The sequence below is a fragment of the Staphylococcus sp. HMSC035D11 genome (assembly GCF_001836075.1).
GTDB classification, from domain to species: Bacteria; Bacillota; Bacilli; order Staphylococcales; family Staphylococcaceae; genus Staphylococcus; species Staphylococcus hominis.
The window spans coordinates 54,930-79,660 of sequence record NZ_KV827268.1; the positions used below are offsets into that span (position 1 = coordinate 54,930).

At 31.0% G+C, this 24,731-nt stretch carries 22 protein-coding genes and 1 pseudogene; 19 read left to right on the plus strand and 4 right to left on the minus strand.

Features of this window, described 5'->3' with window-relative positions; genetic code table 11:
* Nucleotides 1-73: 73 nt before the first annotated feature.
* From HMPREF2647_RS08210 to HMPREF2647_RS08230, 5 genes are all read left to right on the plus strand, one after another.
* Nucleotides 74-376 (plus strand): YerC/YecD family TrpR-related protein, encoded by a 303-nt coding sequence (locus HMPREF2647_RS08210; protein ID WP_017175247.1) that lies wholly within the window; start codon nt 74-76, stop codon nt 374-376.
* A gap of 159 nt (nt 377-535) precedes the next feature.
* The gene (locus HMPREF2647_RS08215) at nt 536-1,228 is read left to right on the plus strand and encodes a heptaprenylglyceryl phosphate synthase (protein WP_017175246.1); all 693 of its coding nucleotides are present in this window, start codon (nt 536-538) and stop codon (nt 1,226-1,228) included.
* The gene (gene pcrA, locus HMPREF2647_RS08220; protein ID WP_002450038.1) at nt 1,228-3,420 is read left to right on the plus strand and encodes a DNA helicase PcrA; all 2,193 of its coding nucleotides are present in this window, start codon (nt 1,228-1,230) and stop codon (nt 3,418-3,420) included. The genes HMPREF2647_RS08215 and pcrA overlap by 1 nt, the downstream gene beginning before the upstream one ends.
* Nucleotides 3,421-3,423: 3 nt before the next feature.
* Nucleotides 3,424-5,427: an NAD-dependent DNA ligase LigA gene (gene ligA / locus HMPREF2647_RS08225; RefSeq protein WP_070859913.1), complete on the plus strand. Its 2,004-nt coding sequence runs from the start codon at nt 3,424-3,426 to the stop codon at nt 5,425-5,427.
* 11 nt (nt 5,428-5,438) lie between these two features.
* The gene (locus HMPREF2647_RS08230; protein ID WP_049417644.1) at nt 5,439-6,638 is read left to right on the plus strand and encodes a CamS family sex pheromone protein; all 1,200 of its coding nucleotides are present in this window, start codon (nt 5,439-5,441) and stop codon (nt 6,636-6,638) included.
* A 59-nt stretch (nt 6,639-6,697) separates the two neighbouring features.
* On the opposite strand, the gene putP is transcribed toward HMPREF2647_RS08230, so the two are convergent.
* Nucleotides 6,698-8,236: a sodium/proline symporter PutP gene (gene putP / locus HMPREF2647_RS08235; protein WP_070859915.1), complete on the minus strand. Its 1,539-nt coding sequence runs from the start codon at nt 8,234-8,236 to the stop codon at nt 6,698-6,700.
* A 425-nt stretch (nt 8,237-8,661) separates the two neighbouring features.
* On the opposite strand from putP, the gene gatC reads away from it, so the two are divergent.
* From gatC to dinB, 7 genes are all read left to right on the plus strand, one after another.
* A complete protein-coding gene (gatC, locus tag HMPREF2647_RS08240) occupies nt 8,662-8,964 on the plus strand; it encodes an Asp-tRNA(Asn)/Glu-tRNA(Gln) amidotransferase subunit GatC (RefSeq protein WP_002450027.1) in 303 nt (100 codons plus the stop codon).
* Between the two features lies 1 nt (nt 8,965).
* Nucleotides 8,966-10,423 carry an Asp-tRNA(Asn)/Glu-tRNA(Gln) amidotransferase subunit GatA gene (gatA, locus tag HMPREF2647_RS08245; RefSeq protein WP_070672024.1) on the plus strand — a complete coding sequence of 486 codons (1,458 nt, stop codon included), beginning with the start codon at nt 8,966-8,968 and terminating at the stop codon, nt 10,421-10,423.
* A 12-nt stretch (nt 10,424-10,435) separates the two neighbouring features.
* Nucleotides 10,436-11,863, plus strand: a complete 1,428-nt coding sequence (gene gatB / locus HMPREF2647_RS08250) for an Asp-tRNA(Asn)/Glu-tRNA(Gln) amidotransferase subunit GatB (protein WP_017175240.1) — start codon at nt 10,436-10,438, stop codon at nt 11,861-11,863.
* A 313-nt stretch (nt 11,864-12,176) separates the two neighbouring features.
* Nucleotides 12,177-13,097 (plus strand): diacylglycerol kinase, encoded by a 921-nt coding sequence (locus tag HMPREF2647_RS08255; RefSeq protein WP_048761651.1) that lies wholly within the window; start codon nt 12,177-12,179, stop codon nt 13,095-13,097.
* A gap of 131 nt (nt 13,098-13,228) precedes the next feature.
* Entirely contained in the window at nt 13,229-14,590 is a 1,362-nt protein-coding gene (gene rlmD / locus HMPREF2647_RS08260; RefSeq protein ID WP_037541699.1) for a 23S rRNA (uracil(1939)-C(5))-methyltransferase RlmD, read from the plus strand.
* Between the two features lie 136 nt (nt 14,591-14,726).
* Complete coding sequence (locus tag HMPREF2647_RS08265; protein ID WP_017175237.1) at nt 14,727-15,275, plus strand: DUF3267 domain-containing protein; 549 nt, start codon at nt 14,727-14,729, stop codon at nt 15,273-15,275.
* Nucleotides 15,276-15,383: 108 nt separating this feature from the next.
* The gene (gene dinB, locus HMPREF2647_RS08270; protein WP_017175236.1) at nt 15,384-16,454 is read left to right on the plus strand and encodes a DNA polymerase IV; all 1,071 of its coding nucleotides are present in this window, start codon (nt 15,384-15,386) and stop codon (nt 16,452-16,454) included.
* 27 nt (nt 16,455-16,481) lie between these two features.
* On the opposite strand, the gene HMPREF2647_RS08275 is transcribed toward dinB, so the two are convergent.
* Nucleotides 16,482-17,039 (minus strand): 3'-5' exonuclease, encoded by a 558-nt coding sequence (locus tag HMPREF2647_RS08275; protein ID WP_070859918.1) that lies wholly within the window; start codon nt 17,037-17,039, stop codon nt 16,482-16,484.
* Between the two features lie 241 nt (nt 17,040-17,280).
* Between HMPREF2647_RS08275 and HMPREF2647_RS08280 the strand changes: the two genes are divergently transcribed.
* Both HMPREF2647_RS08280 and HMPREF2647_RS08285 read left to right on the plus strand, forming a co-directional pair.
* The gene (locus HMPREF2647_RS08280) at nt 17,281-18,591 is read left to right on the plus strand and encodes a lipid II isoglutaminyl synthase subunit MurT (RefSeq protein ID WP_064207052.1); all 1,311 of its coding nucleotides are present in this window, start codon (nt 17,281-17,283) and stop codon (nt 18,589-18,591) included.
* Between the two features lie 2 nt (nt 18,592-18,593).
* Nucleotides 18,594-19,310 carry a lipid II isoglutaminyl synthase subunit GatD gene (locus HMPREF2647_RS08285; RefSeq protein ID WP_002450023.1) on the plus strand — a complete coding sequence of 239 codons (717 nt, stop codon included), beginning with the start codon at nt 18,594-18,596 and terminating at the stop codon, nt 19,308-19,310.
* 44 nt (nt 19,311-19,354) lie between these two features.
* On the opposite strand, the gene HMPREF2647_RS08290 is transcribed toward HMPREF2647_RS08285, so the two are convergent.
* On the minus strand, nt 19,355-20,344 hold the full coding sequence (locus HMPREF2647_RS08290; RefSeq protein WP_049417637.1) for an FUSC family protein: 990 nt from the start codon (nt 20,342-20,344) through the stop codon (nt 19,355-19,357).
* 173 nt (nt 20,345-20,517) lie between these two features.
* Between HMPREF2647_RS08290 and map the strand changes: the two genes are divergently transcribed.
* Nucleotides 20,518-21,270, plus strand: a complete 753-nt coding sequence (gene map / locus HMPREF2647_RS08295) for a type I methionyl aminopeptidase (RefSeq protein ID WP_049382583.1) — start codon at nt 20,518-20,520, stop codon at nt 21,268-21,270.
* A 254-nt stretch (nt 21,271-21,524) separates the two neighbouring features.
* Here the strand turns inward: map and HMPREF2647_RS11480 are convergent.
* Nucleotides 21,525-21,617 (minus strand): annotated as a pseudogene (locus tag HMPREF2647_RS11480) (hypothetical protein); the annotation flags it as partial.
* Between the two features lie 330 nt (nt 21,618-21,947).
* On the opposite strand from HMPREF2647_RS11480, the gene HMPREF2647_RS08300 reads away from it, so the two are divergent.
* The 4 genes from HMPREF2647_RS08300 to vraR are packed head-to-tail and all read left to right on the plus strand — an operon-like array spanning nt 21,948 to nt 24,719.
* Nucleotides 21,948-22,334 (plus strand): hypothetical protein, encoded by a 387-nt coding sequence (locus tag HMPREF2647_RS08300; RefSeq protein ID WP_049415632.1) that lies wholly within the window; start codon nt 21,948-21,950, stop codon nt 22,332-22,334.
* Between the two features lie 21 nt (nt 22,335-22,355).
* Entirely contained in the window at nt 22,356-23,057 is a 702-nt protein-coding gene (liaF, locus tag HMPREF2647_RS08305) for a cell wall-active antibiotics response protein VraT (RefSeq protein WP_017175229.1), read from the plus strand.
* Entirely contained in the window at nt 23,054-24,088 is a 1,035-nt protein-coding gene (locus HMPREF2647_RS08310) for a sensor histidine kinase VraS (protein ID WP_049415634.1), read from the plus strand. Before liaF ends, HMPREF2647_RS08310 begins: the two co-directional genes overlap by 4 nt.
* A 1-nt stretch (nt 24,089) precedes the next feature.
* Entirely contained in the window at nt 24,090-24,719 is a 630-nt protein-coding gene (vraR, locus tag HMPREF2647_RS08315; protein ID WP_049415635.1) for a response regulator transcription factor VraR, read from the plus strand.
* Nucleotides 24,720-24,731 lie beyond the last annotated feature (12 nt).

The following is a 24,731-nucleotide window of genomic DNA, read 5'->3' on the forward strand; positions in this document are numbered from 1 at the left end:
AAATAACTACACTTTAATTAATTAATGCGTTAAAATATAGTTATATTTAATTTGAAAATAGGGGTTGCTTGAGATGCAAATTGAAAAATTAAGAGGAGAAGCATTGGATGAATTATTTGATGCTATCTTAACACTTAAAGATAGAGAAGAATGTTATCAATTCTTTGATGATTTATGTACAGTCAATGAAATTCAATCTTTATCTCAAAGACTTCAAGTTGCTAAAATGATAAAGCAAGGTTTTACTTATGCAACTATAGAAAAGAAATCTGGTGCATCAACAGCTACGATATCTAGAGTTAAACGCTCACTGCAATGGGGTAATGATGCGTATACAATGATTTTAGATAGATTAAATGTTGAAACAAAAGAATAAATAAAGAGAGACAATTGCTTAGCTAAAAATAGCAATTGTCTCTTTTTTGTGAATATAATTTTTACAATTTATACTAGTATAAACTTAGTGTATTGATTTAGAATTGCAAAGGTAAAAATGCTATAATTTAGTGTATGTTAAAAGAAGGAGTTATGGATAATGTATGACATTAGAAAGTGGCAGCATGTATTTAAACTTGATCCTGCCAAAGAGATTAGCGACGAAAATTTAGAAGCCTTATGTATGTCAGATACTGATGCCATCATGATTGGTGGGACAGACGATGTAACTGAAGATAATGTCATTCATCTTATGAGTAGAGTTAGAAGATATCCATTACCTTTAGTGCTAGAGGTTTCAAATTTAGATAGCGTAATGCCTGGCTTTGACTTTTATTTTATACCTTCAATATTAAATAGTAATGATGTGACGTATCATAATGGTTTGCTTCATAAAGCATTAAAACAATATGGTCATATGATTAATTTTGAAGAAGTGATGCTTGAAGGGTATGTCGTTCTTAATCCAGATAGTAAAGTAGCCAAACTTACGCAATCAAATACTCAGTTAGATGTTGAAGATATTGAAGCTTATGCTCAACTCGTTGAAGAAATGTATAAGTTGCCAATTTTGTATTTAGAATATAGTGGTACATATGGAGATAAAGATATTGTAAAAGCCGCTTCCCAAATGTTAACCCATACACAATTATTTTATGGTGGCGGTATTAGTTCTTTAACTGAAGCTAAAGAAATGAAAAACTATGCCGATACAATTATTGTAGGTAATATTATATACTCAGATATTAAAAAAGCTTTAAAAACTGTAAAAATAAAGAAGGAGTCGAAATAATGAATGCTCTAGTAAGTAATATGAATAAAGAACAAAGTGAAGCAGTTAGAACGACAGAAGGTCCTCTGCTTATCATGGCTGGCGCAGGTTCAGGTAAAACAAGGGTGTTAACACATCGCATAGCCTACTTATTAGATGAAAAAGATGTGTCTCCGTATAACATTTTAGCTATTACCTTTACTAATAAAGCTGCAAAAGAAATGAAAGAGCGTGTGGAACACTTGGTTGGTGAAGAAGCTCAAGTGATTTGGATGTCAACGTTCCATTCAATGTGTGTAAAGATTTTAAGAAGAGATGCAGATCGTATTGGAATTGAACGCAACTTTACCATTATTGATCCAACTGATCAAAAATCTGTAATTAAAGATGTACTTAAAAATGAAAATATTGATAGTAAACGTTTTGAACCGAGAATGTTTGTTGGTGCCATCAGTAATTTAAAAAATGAATTGAAAACGCCCGAAGATGCGATGAAAGAAGCAAATGATTTTCATTCACAAATGGTTGCAACAGTATATAGTGGATACCAACGTCAACTATCTAGAAATGAAGCATTGGATTTTGATGATTTAATCATGAAAACGATTCGTTTATTTGAACGTGTACCAGATGCATTAGAATACTATCAAAATAAATTTCAATACATCCACGTAGATGAGTATCAAGATACAAATAAAGCACAATATACACTTGTTAAATTACTTGCAAGTAAATTTAAAAATTTATGTGTTGTAGGTGATTCTGATCAATCAATATATGGATGGCGTGGTGCAGATATTCAAAATATACTATCTTTCGAGGAAGACTATCCTGAAGCAAAGACTATTTTCCTAGAACAAAATTATCGATCAACAAAAACCATTTTAACAGCTGCAAATGAAGTGATTAAACATAATACTGAACGGAAACCTAAAGGGTTATGGACCGCAAATAATGGTGGAGAAAAGATTAAATATTATGAAGCGATGACTGAACGTGACGAAGCAGAATATGTAGTTCGTGAAATTATTAAACATCGTAAGTCTGGAAAAGACTATAATGATATGGCAATTTTGTATCGAACAAATGCACAATCACGTGTGTTAGAAGAAACATTTATGAAATCAAATATTCCTTATACGATGGTTGGTGGCCAAAAGTTCTATGATCGTAAAGAAATCAAAGACCTGTTAAGTTATTTAAGAATAGTGGCAAATAGTAATGATGATATTAGTCTTCAAAGAATTATTAATGTTCCTAAAAGAGGGATAGGGCCATCATCAGTTGATAAAATTCAACGATATGCACTAGATAACAATATTAGTATGTTTGATGCATTAGGAGAAGTGGATTTTATAGGGCTCTCTAAAAAAGTAACTCAAGAATGTATACAATTTTATGAAATGGTTCAAAACTTAATTAAAGAACAAGAATTTTTAGAAATTAGTGAGATTGTTGAGGAAATACTTGAAAAATCAGGTTATCGTCAAATGTTAGAACGTGAACAAACAATTGAATCACGTAGTCGTCTTGAAAATATTGATGAATTTATGTCTGTACCTAAAGACTATGAAAAAGATACACCTTTAGAAGAACAATCATTGATTAACTTTTTAACTGATTTATCACTTGTCGCAGATATTGACGAAGCACAAATTGATAGTGGTGTAACGTTAATGACCATGCATTCTGCAAAAGGATTAGAGTTCCCAATTGTATTCATAATGGGTATGGAAGAATCACTTTTCCCTCATATTAGAGCAATTAAAAGTGATGATGACCATGAGATGGAAGAAGAAAGACGAATTTGTTATGTAGCCATTACACGTGCAGAAGAAGTGTTATATATTACACATGCGACTTCTCGTATGTTATTTGGACGTTCACAAGCAAATCTACCATCACGCTTCTTAAAAGAAATCCCTGAAGAATTATTAGAAACACCAGCAAAATCAAAACGACAAACAATCACTTCTAAGTCAACTACACCGTCAAAACGTGGTTTTAGTAAACGTACGACTTCTACTAAAAAACAAGTATCTGCTTCAGATTGGAAGGTAGGAGATAAAGTGACACATAAATCATGGGGCGAAGGTATGGTGAGCAATGTAAGTGAAAAAAATGGCTCTGTTGAATTAGATATTATATTTAAATCTGAAGGCCCTAAGCGTTTATTAGCTCAATTTGCGCCTATAGAAAAAAAGGAGGATTAGTAAATGGATAACATTCAAAATCGTGTCAATGAACTGCATGATTTATTAAATCAATATAGTTACGAATATTATGTGAAAGATAATCCTTCTGTACCTGATAGTGAATATGATAAATTATTACGTGAATTAATTGATATTGAAAATGCACATCCTGAACTAAAAACTGACGATTCTCCAACAGTTAGGGTTGGTGGAGAAGCTCAATCATCATTTGAAAAAGTAAATCACGAAACACCTATGCTTAGTTTAGGTAATGCTTTTAATGAGGAAGAACTAAGACGTTTTGATGAACGTATTCGAGAACATATTGGTAACGTGGAATATATGTGTGAGCTAAAAATTGATGGTTTAGCAGTTTCTTTAAAATATGAAGATGGACGATTTGTGCAGGGATTAACGCGAGGAGATGGGACCACAGGAGAAGATATTACAGAAAATCTACGTACTATTCATGCGATTCCTCTTAAAATTAAAGAACCTTTAAATGTTGAAGTTCGTGGAGAAGCATATATGCCACGTCGTTCCTTTATGAGATTGAATGATGAGAGAGAAAAAAATGAAGAACAACCATTTGCTAATCCACGTAATGCAGCAGCAGGTTCTTTAAGACAATTAGATCCTAAATTAGCTGCTAAACGTAAACTAAGTGTCTTTTTATATAGTGTAAATGATTTTACAGATTTTAGCGCTACTACTCAAAGTGATGCATTAGATGAATTAGATCGTTTAGGGTTTAAAACTAATCATGAACGTGCACGCGTAGAAGATATAGAGGGTGTACTAGAATATATTAAAAAGTGGACTAAACAACGTGAACAGCTATCTTATGATATTGATGGAATTGTTATTAAAGTGAATGATCTTGATCAACAAGACGAAATGGGATTTACTCAAAAATCTCCACGTTGGGCAATCGCTTATAAGTTTCCAGCTGAAGAGGTTGTCACAGAACTTAAAGATATTGAATTAAGTATAGGACGTACTGGCGTCGTTACACCGACAGCCATTTTAGAACCTATTCGTGTTGCGGGTACTACAGTTTCAAGAGCATCACTTCATAATGAAGATTTAATTAAAGAACGTGATATTAGAATCGGTGATAGCGTTATAGTGAAAAAGGCTGGAGATATTATTCCTGAAGTCGTAAGAAGTATTATTGACCGTCGTCCAAATGATGCAAAACCATACCATATGCCAACGCATTGTCCAAGTTGTGGTCATGAATTAGTGCGTATTGAAGGAGAGGTTGCGCTTAGATGTATCAATCCAAAATGCCAAGCGCAACTTGTGGAAGGATTGATTCATTTTGTTTCTCGACAAGCGATGAATATAGACGGACTAGGAAATAAAATCATTCAGCAACTGTATCATCATCAGCTTATTAAAGATGTAAGTGACATTTTTTATTTAACTAAAGAAGATTTATTGCCTTTAGAACGAATGGGCACAAAAAAAGTAGAAAACTTATTAAGCGCTATCGAACATGCAAAACAAAATTCTTTAGAACATTTATTATTTGGTTTAGGTATACGACATCTTGGCGCCAAAGCAAGTCAAATTTTAGCAGAGAAATTTGAAACCATGGATCGTTTACTTAAAGTAACAGAAGAAGAACTGGTAGCGATCCATGATATTGGAGATAAATTAGCACAATCTGTAGTAACGTATCTAGATAATGAGGATATTAAAGCACTTATTGAAAAATTAAAAGATAAAAATGTCAACATGACATATAAAGGTGTTAAATCCTCTGAAATTGAAGGACATCCGGAATTTCAAAATAAGACTATTGTTCTTACTGGAAAATTACAACAAATGACACGTAAAGAAGCAACAACATGGTTAGAAATGCAAGGTGCTAAAGTAACAAGTAGTGTAACTAAAAGTACAGATTTAGTAATAGCTGGTGAAGATGCTGGCTCAAAATTGTCTAAAGCTGAACAATTTGGTACAGAAATATGGTCCGAATCACAATTTATTGAAAAACAAAATGAAATAGCAGAATAGAGGAGAACGTAATGAAGCGGTTATTATTATTAGTTATAACGTCGCTTATGATATTGACAGCGTGTGGCAATGGGAATGATAAAAATAGTCAGTCAAATAATAAGCAACAAGAACAAAATTCAAATAATGTAAAAACAGTTGCCACTGATCAAGAAGTTCAAGGAGATAATTATCGTACAATCTTACCATTTAAAGAAAGCCAAGCTCGTGGAGTATTACAAGATAATATGGCTAATAGCTATAATGGTGAAGATTTCGAAAATGGTTTATTACATCTAAGTAAGTCTGTATTTCCAACTGATAATTTTTTATATCAAGATGGGCAGTATTTAGACAAAAATACAGTTAACGCATATTTAAATCCCAAGTATTCTAAAGACGAAATTGATCACATGAGTGAAAGTGAAAAAGAATCAAAAAAAGCTACTGAAAATTTAGGTCTTAATCCATCACATGATGGAGAAACTAAACCAGAAAAAATAGCAGAAAGCTCTCCTGCTTATTTATCTAATATCTTAGAACAAGATTTTTATGATACAAATGATACAAAAGGAAAAAAAATTAAAGGCATAACAATTGGTCTTGCTATGAATAGTGTCTATTATTATCAAAAAGAAAAAGATGGAGAAACATATAGCAAATCGCTAGATAATAAAGAAATTGAAAAACAAGGTAAAGCAATGGCTCAAGAGTTACTTACACGCCTTAGAGCAAATAAAGATTTGAAAAATATTCCAATTCACTTTGCAATATATGTTCAATCGAGTCAAGATGCAATTACGCCAGGACACTTTATTGCTAATACGATTGTTGATGATAAACAAACTAAAATTAATAAATGGAATAAAATTGATGAGATTTCAGCACTTTTACCTTCAACAGAAGCAGAAAAATATGACAAAAATCTAAATAATAACTTTAAACAATTTAATGACGATCTTCAATCTTATTTCTCTAATTTTACTCAAGCAATTGGAAAAGTGAAATTTGTAGATAAGAAACCTAATAGACTAGTGATTGATTTGCCAATCGATTACTATGGTCAAGCTGAAACAATAGGAATTACACAATATGTAACAGAACAAGCTAAGAAATATTTTGATAATATAGATAGTTACGAAATTCGTATAAAAGATGGTAACAATTCAAGAGCACTTATTAGTAAAACAAAAGATGACAAAGACCCACAAGTCCATATTTATAGTAATTAATTAAAAAGAGGTTGTGACACGTCGTGTCGCAGCCTCTTTTTAATTTTCAATAAATTAATTTATTTTTCGCGAACAATGGTTTTAACTTGATTTAACTGTTGTTCAATAGAATAGTCTGATTTATAGGTGAAGATGCTAACAAGGTATGTAACGATTACACTACTAATAAAACCAGGTATAATTTCATACATGCCAAATAGTTCATTAATATTAGCAAGTGGTTTAACCCAGACAATCCAAATAATGACTACGAGAGCTCCAGCAATCATACCACTTATCGCACCCTCACGTGTTAGTTTTTTCCAATATAAAGAAAAAAGAACAAGTGGGCTAAATGCTGCACCAAAACCTGCCCAAGCATTTCCGACTAGGTTTAATATGGTGTCATTAGGAGACCATGCAATAGCAAGAGCTACAATGGCTACAGCTAACACAGACAATCTGCCTACCAGTACAAATTCTTTTTGATGTGATTGAGCATGTTCTTCACCGCGAATGAGCTTATAGAAATCTTCTGTAAGTGAGCTTGAAGTCACTAATAATTGTGAAGAAATTGTACTCATAATAGCAGCTAGAATGGCAGCAAGTAAGAATCCACCTACTAAAGGATGGAAAAGAACTTGGCTCATGATAATAAATAATGTTTCTGGATCGTCCATTTTAATATGATTTTTCGAAATAAAAGCAATTCCAGTTAACCCTACACCCACAGCTCCAAGTAAACCTACAGTCATCCAACTTATTCCTAAGCGTCGTGCTTTAGGTAAAAGTTTGTGAGATTTAATAGACATAAATCGTACAATAATATGTGGCTGACCAAAATAACCTAATCCCCATGCAAATAATGAAATCATACCTAAAAAAGTAGTACCTCTAAATAAATCCATATTAGTTGGTTTCATTTCAGCTACTTGATGGAATGTATCCCATCCACTAAGTTGTATCAAAGCAACTATTGGTACCATTACCATTGCGATAAGCATGATAACCCCTTGGAAAAAGTCAGTAATAGAAACAGCTAAATATCCTCCGAAAAAGGTATATAAAATAACGATAATTGCGACTGAAATAAGTCCCAAATGATAATTTAATCCAAATGCGCTTTCGAATAATTTACCTCCAGAAACAAAGCCAGAGTGAGTATATAAAGTGAAAAAAATAACAATAATAAGACCAGAAATAATTTTAATGATACTATGTTTATCATTAAGACGGTTTTTGAAAAAATCAGGGAGCGTAATTGCATCTCTAGCAACTTCTGTATATACTCTAAGCCTTGGTGCAACAACGAGATAGTTAACATAGGCGCCAATAGTTAAACCAATTGTAATCCATATTGTCGATAAACCTGTGCTATAAACAGACCCTGGAAGTCCCATAATCATCCAACCACTCATATCTGAAGCACCGGCTGATAAAGCAGTAATATATGGGCCTATATTCCTCCCACCTAACATATACTCACTTAAATTGCCGGTTGCCTGTTTATAACCATAGTAACCAATCACTAGCAGAATAATAAAATAGATTGCAATCATAATATAAGTCTGCCAGCTTGTGTTAGCATGAGTGCCTAAATTTACACTTAATACAAACATTGTAATTACCCCCTTTAAAACTTTTAAATTTATGTTTTTCAACAACATTGTACTGAAAAAAAGAAGTGACGATTTTTAAATTAGTTACATGTAATATTATACAATGGTATTTATAGATTAGAGAAGTAAAATTTTATCTATAAATAACAGTTTATTTTAATGTAATTATAAGCGTTAACAAGAATTAGAGTATAGATAAAAAATAATTCATTTTATTATATAACGTTAATATTAGTAAATTATTAATAGAAATTAATGTATATTTATAGGTAACTATGTAAATGAGTTACATAAGCAAGTTGTTTTAATTCTTAACTTTGCTAAGAATAGTTAATACACCGAGTATCATAATAAATATTTAGATTTTTAACTGAAAATTTGATACAATTTTATGATGAATGAGTAATAAGGAGGCTTTTTTAATAATGACTAAAGTTACACGCGAAGAAGTTGAACATATAGCACATTTAGCAAGACTTCAAATTTCTCCTGAAGAAACTGAAGAAATGGCTAATACACTTGAAAGTATCTTAGATTTTGCAAAGCAAAATGATTCAGCAGATACTGAAGGTGTGGAACCAACATATCATGTCTTAGATTTACAAAATGTGTTACGTGATGATAAAGCAATCGAGGGTATTCCTCAAGAACTTGCATTAAAAAATGCGAAAGAAACAGAAGACGGTCAATTTAAAGTACCAGCTATCATGAATGAGGAGGACGCTTAAGATGAGTATTCGCTATGAATCTGTTGAAACACTTTCAGAAATGATTAAGAATAAAGAAATTAAACCTTCTGAAGTAGTTAAAGATATTTATGATGCTATTGAAGAAACAGATCCAACAATTAAATCATTTTTAGCTTTAGATAAAGAAAATGCAATTAAAAAAGCTAAAGAATTAGATGAGTTACAAGCTAAAGATCAATTTGAAGGTAAATTATTTGGAATCCCAATGGGAATTAAAGATAATATTATTACTAAAGATGTCGAAACAACTTGTGCAAGTAAAATGTTAGAAGGTTTTGTACCGATTTATGAATCAACAGTGATGGATAAATTACATCAAGAAAATGCAGTATTAATTGGTAAATTAAATATGGATGAATTTGCAATGGGTGGTTCTACAGAAACATCTTATTTCAAAAAAACTGTCAATCCATTTGATCATCAAGCAGTGCCAGGGGGATCTTCTGGAGGTTCAGCTGCAGCAGTAGCAGCAGGATTAGTACCATTTAGTTTAGGTTCTGATACTGGTGGATCAATCAGACAACCAGCTGCATATTGTGGTGTAGTAGGTATGAAACCTACATATGGCCGTGTATCACGTTTTGGTTTAGTTGCTTTTGCATCTTCATTAGATCAAATTGGACCAATTACTCGTAATGTTAAAGACAATGCGATGGTATTAGAAGCAATTGCAGGCGTAGACAAAAATGACTCTACAAGTGCACCGGTTGAAGATGTTGATTTTACTTCTGAAATTGGTAAAGACATCAAAGGTCTTAAAATTGCACTTCCTAAAGAATACTTAGGAGAAGGTGTTAACGAGGAAGTAAAAACTTCTGTAAAACAAGCAGTAGAAACATTAAAGTCACTTGGTGCAGAAGTTGATGAAGTGTCATTACCAAATACTAAATATGGTATTCCTTCTTATTATGTAATTGCATCATCTGAAGCATCTGCAAACTTAGCACGTTTCGATGGTATTCGTTATGGCTACCATTCAAAAGAAGCGCAAACATTAGAAGAATTATACAAAATGTCTCGTTCGGAAGGCTTTGGAGACGAAGTTAAACGTCGTATCTTCTTAGGTACATTCGCATTAAGTTCTGGTTATTATGATGCATTTTATAATAAATCTCAAAAAGTTAGAACATTAATTAAAAATGACTTCGATAAAGTATTCGAAAATTATGATGTTGTTGTAGGGCCTACAGCTCCAACAACGGCGTTTAATTTAGGCGAAGAAATTGATGATCCTTTAACAATGTATGCAAATGACTTATTAACTACGCCTGTTAACTTAGCTGGTTTACCTGGCATTTCTGTGCCATGTGGCCAATCAAACGGACGTCCAATCGGTTTACAATTTATTGGTAAACCATTTGATGAGAAAACATTATATCGTGTGGCATATCAATATGAAACACAATTTAACTTACACGACGCATACGAAAAATTATAAGGAGTGGAAATAATGCATTTTGAAACAGTTATCGGACTTGAAGTTCACGTTGAATTAAAAACAGACTCAAAAATGTTCTCTCCATCACCAGCACATTTTGGGGCTGAACCTAACTCAAACACTAATGTTATTGATTTAGCTTATCCGGGTGTCTTACCTGTTGTAAATAGAAGAGCAGTAGATTGGGCGATGCGTGCGTCAATGGCTCTAAATATGGACATTGCTACAAATTCTAAATTTGATCGCAAAAACTATTTTTATCCAGATAATCCGAAAGCATATCAAATTTCTCAATTTGATCAACCAATCGGTGAAAATGGATATATTGATATTGAAGTTGATGGTGAAACGAAACGTATTGGTATTACTCGTCTTCATATGGAAGAAGATGCAGGTAAATCAACTCATAAAGATGGTTACTCTTTAGTAGACTTAAACCGTCAAGGTACACCATTAATAGAGATTGTATCTGAACCAGATATTCGTTCTCCCAAAGAGGCATATGCTTATTTAGAAAAATTACGTTCAATTATCCAATATACTGGTGTATCTGATTGTAAAATGGAAGAAGGTTCACTACGTTGTGACGCTAATATTTCATTACGTCCTTACGGTCAAAAAGAATTCGGTACTAAAACTGAATTGAAAAATCTAAACTCATTTAACTATGTTAGAAAAGGTTTAGAATACGAAGAAAAACGTCAAGAAGAAGAATTATTAAACGGTGGTACGATTGGTCAAGAAACACGTCGTTTTGATGAATCAACTGGTAAAACTATTTTAATGCGTGTTAAAGAAGGTTCTGATGATTATCGTTACTTCCCAGAACCAGATATTGTACCTTTATATGTCGATGATGAGTGGAAAGAACGTGTGCGACAAACCATTCCAGAATTGCCTGACGAACGTAAAGCTAAATATGTTAATGAATTAGGCTTACCTGAATATGATGCACATGTATTAACCCTTACTAAAGAAATGTCTGATTTCTTTGAAGGTGCGATTGAACATGGCGCAGATGTTAAACTAACATCTAACTGGTTGATGGGTGGCGTTAATGAATATCTTAATAAAAATCAAGTAGATTTAGAAGATACAAAATTAACTCCTGAAAATCTTGCTGGAATGATTAAGCTTATTGAAGATGGAACAATGAGTAGTAAAATTGCCAAAAAAGTATTCCCAGAATTAGCTGAAAATGGTGGAGATGCTAAACAAATTATGGAAGATAAAGGTTTAGTTCAAATCTCAGATGAAGCTACACTATTAAAATTTGTTAATGAAGCTTTAGATAATAATCCACAATCTGTTGAAGATTATAAAAATGGTAAAGGCAAAGCTATGGGCTTCTTAGTGGGTCAAATTATGAAAGCTTCAAAAGGTCAAGCTAATCCTCAAAAAGTCAATCAATTATTAAAACAAGAATTGGATAAAAGATAATAGCTCATCTCATATGAGGTATTAAATATAAGTTTAAGATAAACTGTTCACAAAGCGTTTGAGATTGTGAACAGTTTTTTATTCATATTTCTAGAGAAAAGGATATTGGATTTCAATGGGATAGATAAGCAAAGTATTTAGTTTGTTCCTAGTGTTAAAAGAATGAAATATTTTTTACTTCGGTTAGTTTCTTACAACATTTGTACAACAAAATGATACCTACAAAAATTTAAAAGAATGGGTATAAATACTTTTAACTCATTCATAAATCATTTAATATAGTGTTATGTAATAAAAAGTAGAGGGATAACTTATGAGAAAACGAGCAAGAATCATTTATAATCCAACTTCTGGAAAGGAGCTATTTAAACGCACTTTACCAGATGTTTTAATAAAATTAGAACGTGCAGGTTATGAAACAAGTGCTTATGCAACTGAACGAGAAGGAGATGCTACACTTGAAGCGGAACGTGCACTTGAACAAAACTATGATATTATTATAGCCGCTGGCGGTGATGGCACTTTAAATGAAGTTGTAAATGGAATTGCTGAACAACCCAATAGACCTAAATTAGGTATTATACCTATGGGTACAGTGAATGATTTTGGACGAGCTTTACATTTACCAAATGATATTATGGGTGCAGTAGATGTTATTATTAAAGGTCATACGACAAAAGTAGATATTGGAAAAATGAATAACCGATATTTTATAAATTTAGCTGCTGGAGGTAAGCTCACGCAAGTATCCTATGAAACACCTAGTCGCTTAAAATCTATTGTTGGACCTTTTGCATATTATATAAAAGGTTTCGAAATGTTGCCGCAAATGAAGGCAGTCGATTTGAGAATTGAATATGATAATGAGGTATTCCAAGGAGAAGCACTATTATTCTTACTAGGGCTTACCAATTCAATGGCAGGCTTTGAAAAACTTGTACCTGATGCTAAGTTAGATGATGGGTATTATACTTTAATTATCGTTGAGAAAGCAAACTTAGCTGAATTAGGCCATATCATGACATTAGCTTCTAGAGGTGAACATACCAAACATCCTAAAGTAATATATAAAAAAGCAAAATCAATTAATATTTCATCATTTACAGATATGCAATTAAATGTAGATGGAGAATATGGTGGTAAATTACCTGCAAACTTTTTAAATTTAAAACAGCATATTGAAGTTTGTACGCCTAAAGATATTTATAATGATGAGCTATCTGAAAATCATTAAAGTATTTAAGAATTAAACGAATTAGGGAAAATGAAATAAGAAGTTAAAAAGAGGTTATCTATAATTTCTGGTTTGAAAAGGTAAGAAGTTATACGTACCTCTTTTTCATATGGAGTGAAAAAATAATAGTGATGATTAATAAAAATGATGTAATAAAAGGAAAAGTGATAGATTTAACGCATGAAGGACATGGTGTGATTAAATTAGATCGTTATCCTATTTTTGTTCCTAATGTGTTAATTGATGAAGAAGTAGAGTTTAAGGTAATTAAAGTAAAGAAAAACTTTGCTATTGGTAAACTATTAAAAGTACTAAAACAAAGTGAGCAAAGAGTAACACCTCCTTGTATATATTATGAGAAATGTGGAGGATGCCAGTTACAACATATGTCTTATGAATCTCAGCTAAAAATGAAAAAACAACAAGTTGTTAATTTATTTCATAAAAAGGCGAAATTAGAGGAAACAGTGATTCACGATACTATTGGTATGAATCATCCATGGCGGTATAGAAATAAATCCCAGCTTCCTGTAGGTAAAGATAAAAATAATAAAACGATAATGGGATATTATCGTCAAAGAAGTCATGACATCATTGATATGGATAGTTGCTTAATTCAAGATGAAAAACAACAAGAACTAATGAATGATATAAAACAGTGGTTAAATGAATTGAATGTAAGCATTTATAATGAAAAAAATAAAAAAGGGTTATTACGTCATGTAGTCATTCGAACAAGTCATTATACAAATGAAGTTATGATTATATTTGTAACAAATGGTTCTAAATTTAAAGAAGCTGAAACGCTAGTACATAGACTAACAGAGGTATATCCTGACATAACAAGTATTAAACAAAATATTAATAATTCACATTCAAATGTCATAATGGGTAAGCAATCGATGACTTTATATGGAAAAGATAAAATTACAGATAAGTTAAGTGAAACTATTTTTGAAATTAGTGATCAATCGTTTTATCAAATTAATTCTGTTCAAACAGAAAAATTATATCAGAAAGCTATTGACTATGCTCAATTAAGTGGAAATGAAATTGTTTTAGATACATATTGTGGTATAGGAACGATTGGGCTTTACATGGCATCAGTGGCTAAACATGTATATGGTGTCGAAATTGTGCCATCAGCTATTGAAGATGCCAAGCAAAATGCTTTAATTAATCATTTTGATAATACAACGTTCGAATGTGGTAAAGCAGAAGAAGTGATAATTGAATGGAAACAAAAAGGAATAGAACCTGATGTTATCATGGTCGATCCTCCACGAAAAGGATGCGATCAAGTCTTTATAGAAACATTATTAGAGTTAGCCCCTAAGCGCATTATCTATATTTCATGTAATCCTTCAACACAACAAAGAGATGCTCAACTTTTAGCTAATCTATATCATTTAAAAGAAATAACACCAGTCGATATGTTTCCACATACAACACATATTGAAACTGTGGCCTTATTCGAAAGAAAAACAGTGTAATTAAATTAAAGTAAATGAGGAGAAGTTTATTAAAATAAGATTACAAAGGGTTTAAGTTATTTATAATCGCTTTCATTCTAACACTTCTACATGTATACTATGAAAGAGTTTTAGTGAAATGAGTGGAGGTTGACAGATGCACAAAATTGATTTATCACACAATCGAATCAAAATATCAAAATTACTTACCATTCAAGTTGTTATGATGTTATTTGCAATTTTATTTACATATAAGTGGGCAGTTAATTATGTTGATATTATTGAACAACGTTTTTTGACAAATGTCATTTATGGAATACTTGGTTTTATTGGAGTATTAATTATTCACGAATTAATACATAAATGTTTATTTTTTATTTTTTCTAAAGGACAGAAACCACAATTTAAATATAAAAATGGAATTTTGCTCATTTATTTGTCATCTAAATACTTTAATAAATGGCAATTTTGTGCAGTCATGCTTGCACCATTAGTAATCATTACAATAGGGTTAATGATTTCATTTTACCACTTTGCTTACTCTTCTATTATATTTATATCAAGCATACACATCGGATATTGTTTGATTGATATATATCTAGCAGGTATAACAATTATTAACAAATTTAAATATATTCGTTCTACTGATGAAGGTATCTTTATGTATCATCATTTGCCTATATCTATAAATAATGATTATGAATAAACATCTGCATAAGTCTTAATATTATTATAAATGCATTTATAAAGTGTTTTCTTTTAGGGTGCAGTATAATAGTATTGAGGCTTATTTTATTTAAAAAGGAGTGAGACAATGACAGAAAGGAGAATCGTTCATATTGATATGGATTGTTTCTACGCTCAGGTAGAAATGAGAGATAATCCTAAATTACAAGGAAAACCTGTCATTGTAGGTGGAAAAGCAAGTCATCGAGGAGTCGTTTCAACCGCTTCATATGAAGCACGTAAATATGGTGTTCATTCAGCAATGCCTATGTCGCAAGCACATAAACTATGTCCAAATGGGTACTATGTTAGAGCAAGATTTGATGTATATCGTGAAGTTTCAAGTAAGATAATGGAAATTTTTAAACAGTATACTGAAATTGTAGAACCTTTAGCACTAGATGAAGCGTATTTAGATATTACTCATTTAGTTAAACCTCATCGATCAGCATCAAAAATTGCTTCAAACATACGTAAAGATATCTTCAATAAAACAGGTTTAACGTCTTCTGCTGGTGTTTCTTATAATAAATATTTAGCTAAATTAGCTAGTGGAATGAATAAGCCTAATGGAATGATGGTTATTCATTATCAGAATGTGCATGACATACTAATGAACTTAGATATAGGTGATTTTCCAGGCGTTGGAAAAGCTTCTAAAAAAATCATGCATGAACATGATATTTATACTGGTAAAGATTTATATAGCAAATCGGAATTTGAATTGATTCGCTGGTTTGGAAAAAAAGGACGAGGACTTTATCAAAAAGCAAGAGGCATTGATGATAGTGAAGTAAAAGCAAGTAGGATTCGTAAGTCAGTAGGAACCGAACGTACTTTTTCAACAGATATTAATGATGATAAAGAGATTCTACAAAAAATATGGGAACTTTCTCGTAAAACATCTGAACGATTAACTCAATTGCAAAAGTCTGGCACAACAGTTACTGTCAAAATTAAAACGCATCGCTTTGAAACTTATTCTAAACAAAGAAGTTTGAGAGAAGCGGTAAGTAAAGACATTGATATTTATAATATAGCTTATGATTTATATCATGAATTAAAAGACCCTGATGTACCTATCAGATTAATTGGTGTTACAGTAGGTCATCTAGAGCAATCAACATATCAAAATATGACCATTTATGATTTCATTTAAAGATAGAAATAGATAAGATGTTTTAAATTATCTATTTCTATCTTTTAAATTTTTACCATGAAATTGAAGCACACTTTGTAAGCTATCATAGTGTTTTAATAATCTATAAGTAATCATTGCGCAAGCTTTTGCGTCATTCAGGGCATCATGATGGCCATGAAAATTTAAGTTGTAATGGTTCATTAGATGTTTTAATCCATATCGATAAGCTTTGATCGTACGTCTAGCAAGTTGATATGAACAGAAATAGGTAAGTGAGGGAACAGCTATGTTTAAATGTTTTAAGCTTTGATGTAATACACCCATATCAAAAGCAGCATTATGTGCCACTACGGGTAATTGATTTATAAATTGCAACATATATGGAAAGACTTCTTTAAAATCTGGCGCACCTTTAACATCCTCAGGATGAATACCATGAACATGAATATTTGTTTCCGAAAAATAGTCATGAGGATTAACAAGCGTGTAAAACGTTTCGACTATTTCGTTATCTACTACTTTTACCATGCCAACAGAACAAATACTTGTTCTTTTTTTATTTGCAGTTTCAAAATCCAAAGCTATAAATGAATTTTTAACCATTCTATATTCCTTTCTAAATACTTAAATTGAATTATTCACAGTTTAACAGAAAGTACGGTTTAAATATAAATAATTGCTTTTTTTCATAATCTATAAATAACAAAGTAAAAAAATAGATACGGAATTTAAAGTGAAAAAGTTATAATTAGAAGTGTATTTAGTTACTTTTAATTGAGAATATTTTTTGTTACTTTAGATACATGGTATAATTACTCGAGTGAATTATGCGAGGAGGAAAGACATGAGACAATGGACAGCAACACACTTGGCTAAATTAGCACGCAAGATAAGTATCGCAGTAGGAAAAAAAGGAACTGATTTACCAGGTCAAATTGCTCGCAAAGTAGATCAAAATATTTTACGAAAGTTAGCTTCACAAGTTGATGATATTGTTTTTATCAGTGGAACAAATGGGAAAACAACAACTTCCAATTTGATTGGGCACACTTTAAAAGCAAATAATATTGAAATTATACATAATAATGAAGGTGCTAACATGGCTGCTGGAATTACCTCGGCATTCATCATGAAAAATGTAAAAGGTATTAAAGTAGCGGTTATTGAAATTGATGAGGGTTCAATTCCAAAAGTATTAAAAGAAGTTACACCTTCAATGATGGTATTTACTAATTTCTTTCGCGACCAAATGGATCGATTTGGTGAAATTGATATTATGGTTAATAATATTGCAAAATCAATTAGTAATAAAGGGATTAAATTAATTTTAAATGCCGATGATCCATTTGTAAGTCGTTTGAAAATAGCGAGTGATACAATTGTATATTACGGAATGAAAGCTCATGCATATGAATTTGAACAAAGTACTATGAATGAAAGTAAATATTGTCCGAATTGTGGTAGATTATTAACTTATGATTATACCCATTATAATCAATTAGGACATTATCATTGTGAATGTGGATTTAAGCGTGAAACACCTAAATATGAGGTTTCACAATTTGAGGTACAGCCATTTATTGATATGGATGTGAACGATGCACACTTTGAAATGAAAATTGCTGGTGATTTTAATGCTTTTAATGCACTTGCTGCATATTCAGTATTAAAAGAATTAGGCTTAAATAATGATGCAATTCGTAAAGGATTTAACACATACACTTCAAATAATGGCCGAATGCAATACTTTAAACGTGGTCAAAAAGAAGCAATGATTAATTTAGCTAAAAATCCTGCTGGCATGAATGTGAGTCTATCAGTCGGAGATCAACTTAAAGAAAAAAAAGTATATGTTATCAGTCTGAATGATAATGCAGCTGATGGCAGAGATACATCTTGGATTTACGATGCAGATTTTGAAAAGTTACGTAATCAAAATATAGAAAAAATTATTGTAACGGGTACAAGAGCAGAAGAATTACAACTTAGACTGAAATTAGCTGAAGTAGATGTTCCAATTATTTTAGAGAAAGATATTTATAAAGCTACAGCTTTAACTATGAATTATGCAGGCTTTACAGTAGCGATTCCAAATTATACGTCACTTTCACCTATGTTAGAACAACTTAATCGCTCATTTGCAGGAGGACGTTAGATATGTACGAATTAACAGTTTTTCATTTTATGTCGGACAAATTAAATTTATATAGTGATATAGGAAATATTATTGCTTTAAAACAGAGAGCAAAAAAACGCAATATTAATTTAAAAGTTATCGAAATTAATGAAACTGAGGGAGTTACATTAGAAAATTGCGATATTTTCTTTATTGGTGGGGGTAGTGATAGAGAACAAAGTATCGCTACTAAAGAGTTAAGTAAAATTAAAACAATATTAAAAGATGCAATAGAAGATGGAATGCCAGGTTTAACCATTTGTGGTGGATATCAATTTTTAGGTACTAAATATATTACCCCTGATGGTACAGAGTTAGAAGGACTTGGAATTTTGGACTTTTATACAAAATCAAAAACAGATCGTTTAACAGGGGATATCGTAATTAAAAGTGATACATTTGGAACAATAGTAGGTTTTGAAAATCACGGTGGTCGTACATATCATAATTTTGATACATTGGGGCATGTAGTAACAGGGTATGGAAATAATGATGATGATAAAAAAGAAGGTATTCATTATAAAAACTTATTAGGAACTTACCTGCATGGCCCTATATTACCGAAAAATCATGAACTTACTGATTATTTATTAGAGAAGGCATGTGAACGTAAAGGGATTCCATTTACACCTAAACAGTTAGATAATACTGAAGAAGAAGCTGCGAAATATGTTATTATTGAACGTTCAGAAAAATAAAAAAACGTTGGATGAATTGAATTATTTCAATTCATCCAACGTTTTTATGTTTTAACAAATCGATTATCTAGTAAATTATAGATAAGTAAAATTTCATAAATAACATGACTCTTAATTTGATTCTTATCGAATTCTTCTAATATTTTGACTGAAGATTTTAAAGTAGATACAGACTTAGATTCTCTTTTAAAAACTCCATCTAAAGGAATATTGTTGATACTATTACTAATTTTTATAATTGCCATTTTTTCCTCAGTAGTAAAACAAATATTTACATTTTTTGGTAAATAAATAATATTTGATAAATGTGTAGCAAGGAGTCTATCAATATACGCTCTATTTGACATATCTTTTAATTGTTTCCATTTATCTTCGTTATTTTTATGATAGCGTAATTCATCTCGTTGATAATTCATTAAAGTATCTGTTTTTTTATTCATATCAGATAAAGTTGATAATGAAGTATTACTATTATCTGAATCAAATTTTCCTAATAATAATTCATAACATCTAGAAGCGAATAGTTCATACAATTTAGTTTCTGAATGAATTAAGTTCTCTTCGATTTGATGATAATATTTAGGCGGTAATACGAAAAAATTTACTAATCCAGCAGTTACTAGACCAATTAAAGCTGTTAAGAGTCTTGAGAAAAAATTAAAAAGATAGGCTTCATGAATACCAGGTATCATAGCAACTGAAGTTAATACTGCAACAGTTGTACCAACTTGGAGATTTAATTTCGTACACGCTAAAATAGTAAAAATAGCACTAAAGGTGTAAGTAAATGGAGATTGATCGCCGAAGATATACGTAAAAATAACTGCAAACAATGCACCAATGACGGTAGCAGGAAGTCGACGATAACCTTTTCGTAAAGAAGCTTTAGCAGTTGGTTCGATCGAAACAATTGCTGTTAAAATTGCAAATATAGGAGTTAAGTTTAATAGTAAACAAAATAAAGTTGTTAGAAAAGTAGCTAGACCCGTTTTTATTGTTCTAGCGCCTATAATATGTTTATACCATTGATTCATATTGTTAAATCCTCTCAAAGAACGAACGTGATGATTATAATGTTAGAATAAGTTTAATATCAAGTTTGATGTAGTGAGACATCAAGTCAGTAGATATTACATTTCTTATTTAGTATATCAAAAAATTTTTGGTATAATAAGGTGGAATATTTTTTAAAAAGGAACGGGATAATATGATTGTAAAAACAGATGAAGAATTACAAGCGTTAAAAGAAATAGGATATATATGTGCAAAAGTGCGAGATACAATGCAAGAAGCAACTAAACCTGGGATTACTACAAAAGAATTAGACAATATCGCTAAAGAATTATTTGAAGAACATGGTGCAATCTCAGCACCTATTCATGATGAAAAATTCCCAGGTCAAACTTGTATTAGTGTTAATGAAGAAGTCGCTCATGGAATACCTGGTAAACGTATTATTCGTGAAGGGGACTTAGTTAATATAGATGTTTCAGCATTAAAAAATGGATATTATGCAGATACTGGCATTTCTTTTGTAGTAGGAGAAGCGGATAACCCTTTAAAACAAAAAGTATGTGATGTAGCACTTGAAGCATTTGATGCAGCAATGGCTAAAGTAAAACCAGGTACAAAACTAAGTAATATTGGTAAAGCGGTACATGCTACAGCACGTAAAAATGATTTAACTGTTATTAAAAATTTAACAGGTCATGGTGTAGGACAATCTTTACATGAAGCGCCAAGTCATGTTATGAATTATTATGATCCTAAAGATAAGACGCTTTTAAAAGAAGGCGTAGTCATTGCAGTAGAACCTTTTATTTCATCTAAAGCAACATTTGTTACTGAAGGCAAAAATGACTGGGCATTTGAAACTAAAGATAAAAGCTTTGTGGCCCAAATTGAGCATACTGTCATTGTTACGAAAGATGGTCCGATGTTAACAACAAAAATTGATTAAGAAAAATGAAGTTGAAAAGAAGTCATTTTGATGTCGTCGTCCCATACTGATAATGATTCCCCAACATAGAGATGTTCCATAAAGAACGTCTCTATGTTGGGATTCAGCGTCTCTGATGATGTTGAAAAAACTTGTGATAAAATGTATTTTCAAGAATTGTTAGTATATTAAAAAGAGTCCGGAACATAAAGTTTCTGGATAAGTGAAAAAAGACAATTTCTATGCCTAAGACAACAATGATGTCTTAGGCTTTTTTATGACCAACGTTGTTCTACTTTGCCAAATTTCCAAATAAGAGTGGACATAAAACATGTAATCAAAAATAAAGCTACCAAAATATAGCTTAATTAGTCAAAGTGAATCGACTGAACAATATTACAAAATACTCATTTTACTGAAACACCTAAAAGAACAGACTTTAAAAACACAACACCAAATAATAAATAGTTAGTATCAGCGATAAATGAAAAACTAAATTCGAACATGTGAAGTAAAATAATGTTTAAAATATATGGACACCATCTTAAATCACTCTTCTTAATGGTATTCAACTCATATCCTTATTTTTAAATTAAAATTAATCGTACTTAAGTATGAGAAGAAAATGGTTCCTAGGACTATATTAAGTAAGATTTCACTCATTTATAATAAAGTTTAGTAAACAACGAGGTGGTTCTATGAATTATTTAGATTTATATTTACAACACTTTTTAAAAATAATTATAAAAAATAATATTAATGATTATCGTTCATTATTAGATGATAAGCTCCAGAGTATGGAACGATATATAAAATATTTAAAAAATAAAAAAGAAAAAATCAATACTTTAATTGACAGTTTATCTGCTACACTAGAGAATAAGTATATTGATATGATAAATATGTACAATATAAAGAATGCTCAGGAAGTTCATAATAATGAAATAGATTTATTAAAACAACGATTAGGTAAATTTGAAGCATATTATGCCAAAATTGAAGCTAATATTCATCGTTGTACGAAAGAACGTATTGCTGCAGAAGAACAATATTCAATAATTGAACAAATGAGTTATGTAGCTTAATTAAAATCAGGAGGCGACACATTGACACGTAAATATATATCTACTGAATTATTAATTATTTTTACAGCGCTAATGATTATCGCTAACTTTTATTACATCTTTTTTGAAAAAATTGGATATTTATTTATTTTATTATTAGGATGTATATTAATTTATGTAGGGTACCTTTACTTTCATAAAGTAAGAGGGTTATTGGCGTTTTGGATAGGAGCACTACTCATAGCGTTTACCTTGTTATCCAACAAATATACGATTATTATTTTATTTATATTTTTAGTAATAATCATTATTAGATACTTAGTTTTTAAATTTAAACCTTTGAAGATTGTGGCCTCGGAAGAAGAAGTGACCTCTCCTCAATTTATTAAACAACGTTGGCTAGGTGAACAACGTACTCCAGTATATGTATATAAATGGGAAGATGTGCAAATTCAACATGGGGTTGGAGATATTCATATTGATATGACAAAAGCAGCAAACATCAAAGAAAATAATACGATTGTAGTTAGACATATTTTAGGTAAAGTACAACTGATTGTTCCAGTTAATTATAATATTAATCTTCACATGGCATCATTTTATGGTACCGCTTATATAAATGGAGAAGCATATAAAGTAGAAAATAATCATGTCCAAGTAGAAGAAAAACCGAAAGAAGAAAATTATAGTGTAAATATATATGTATCAACATTTATTGGTGATGTTGAGGTGATTTATCGATGAATCACTATTTAAGAGCAATAGGATCCATGCTTATTTTAGTGTATAGCATGCTAACTGCGTTTTTATTTATAGATAAAGTTTTTGTAAATATTATATATTTTCAAGGAATGTTCTATACTCAAATATTTGGTATACCTGTGTTTCTATTTCTTAATTTAGTGATTATTTTACTTTGTATTATCGTTGGCTCTGTATTAGCTTATAAAATAAATCAGCAAAATGATTGGATAAAGAATCAAATTGAACATGCCATTGAAGGTGAAACGGTAGGGATTAATGACAAAAACATAGAACTATATAATGAGACGATTGATATTTATCAAATGTTAGTGCCTTTAAATCAAGAATTACAGAAATTAAGAATTAAAACTCAAAATTTAACAAATGAAAACTACAATATGAATGACATTAAAGTTAAAAAAATCATAGAAGATGAGCGTCAGCGTTTAGCAAGGGAACTACACGATTCAGTAAGTCAACAACTTTTCGCAGCAAGTATGATGCTATCAGCGATAAAAGAAACAGAACTAGCACCACCTCTTAATCAACAAATTCCAGTACTTGAGAAAATGATACAAGAATCTCAATTAGAGATGCGAGCGCTGTTACTACATTTGCGACCTTTAGGTCTCAAAGATAAATCATTAGGGGAAGGTATTAAAGATTTAGTCATTGATTTACAAAAGAAAGTACCTATGAAAGTCATTTATGATATACAAGATTTTAAAGTTCCTAAAGGAATTGAAGATCATCTATTTCGAATTACACAAGAGGCAATTTCAAATACATTAAGACATTCTAATGGAACTAAAGTGACAGTAGAATTATTTAATCATCAAGATTATTTATTATTAAGAATTCAAGATAATGGTAAAGGCTTTAACGTAGATGAAAAAGTAGAACAAAGTTATGGATTGAAAAATATGAGAGAACGTGCATTAGAAATAGGTGCAACGTTTCATATCGTATCTCTACCAGATTCAGGAACTAGAATAGAGGTAAAAGCACCTTTAACGAAAGAGGAGGGTTAATATGACGATTAAAGTATTATTTGTAGATGATCATGAAATGGTTAGAATTGGTATTTCAAGTTATTTATCTACTCAATCTGATATTGAAGTAGTAGGAGAAGGATCATCAGGAAAAGAGGCAATTGAAAAAGCACATACGTTAAATCCTGATTTAATTTTAATGGATTTGTTAATGAATGATATGGACGGTGTAGAAGCGACGACACAAATAAAAAAAGATTTGCCTCATATCAAAGTAGTCATGTTAACAAGTTTTATAGAAGATAAAGAAGTATATAGGGCACTTGATGCAGGGGTTGATAGTTATATATTAAAAACGACAAGTGCCAGTGATATTGCAGAAGCAGTTAGAAAAACATATCGTGGAGAATCTGTATTTGAGCCAGAAGTTTTAGTAAAAATGAGAAATAGAATGAAGAAGAAAGCAGAATTATATGAAATGCTCACTGAACGTGAAATGGAAATATTGTTATTAATTTCTAAAGGCTATTCTAATCAAGAAATTGCCAGTGCTTCACATATTACAATTAAAACAGTAAAAACACATGTGAGTAATATTTTAAGTAAACTAGAGGTACAAGATAGAACACAAGCGGTTATTTATGCATTCCAACATAATTTAATTCAATAATAAAAAAGCTCC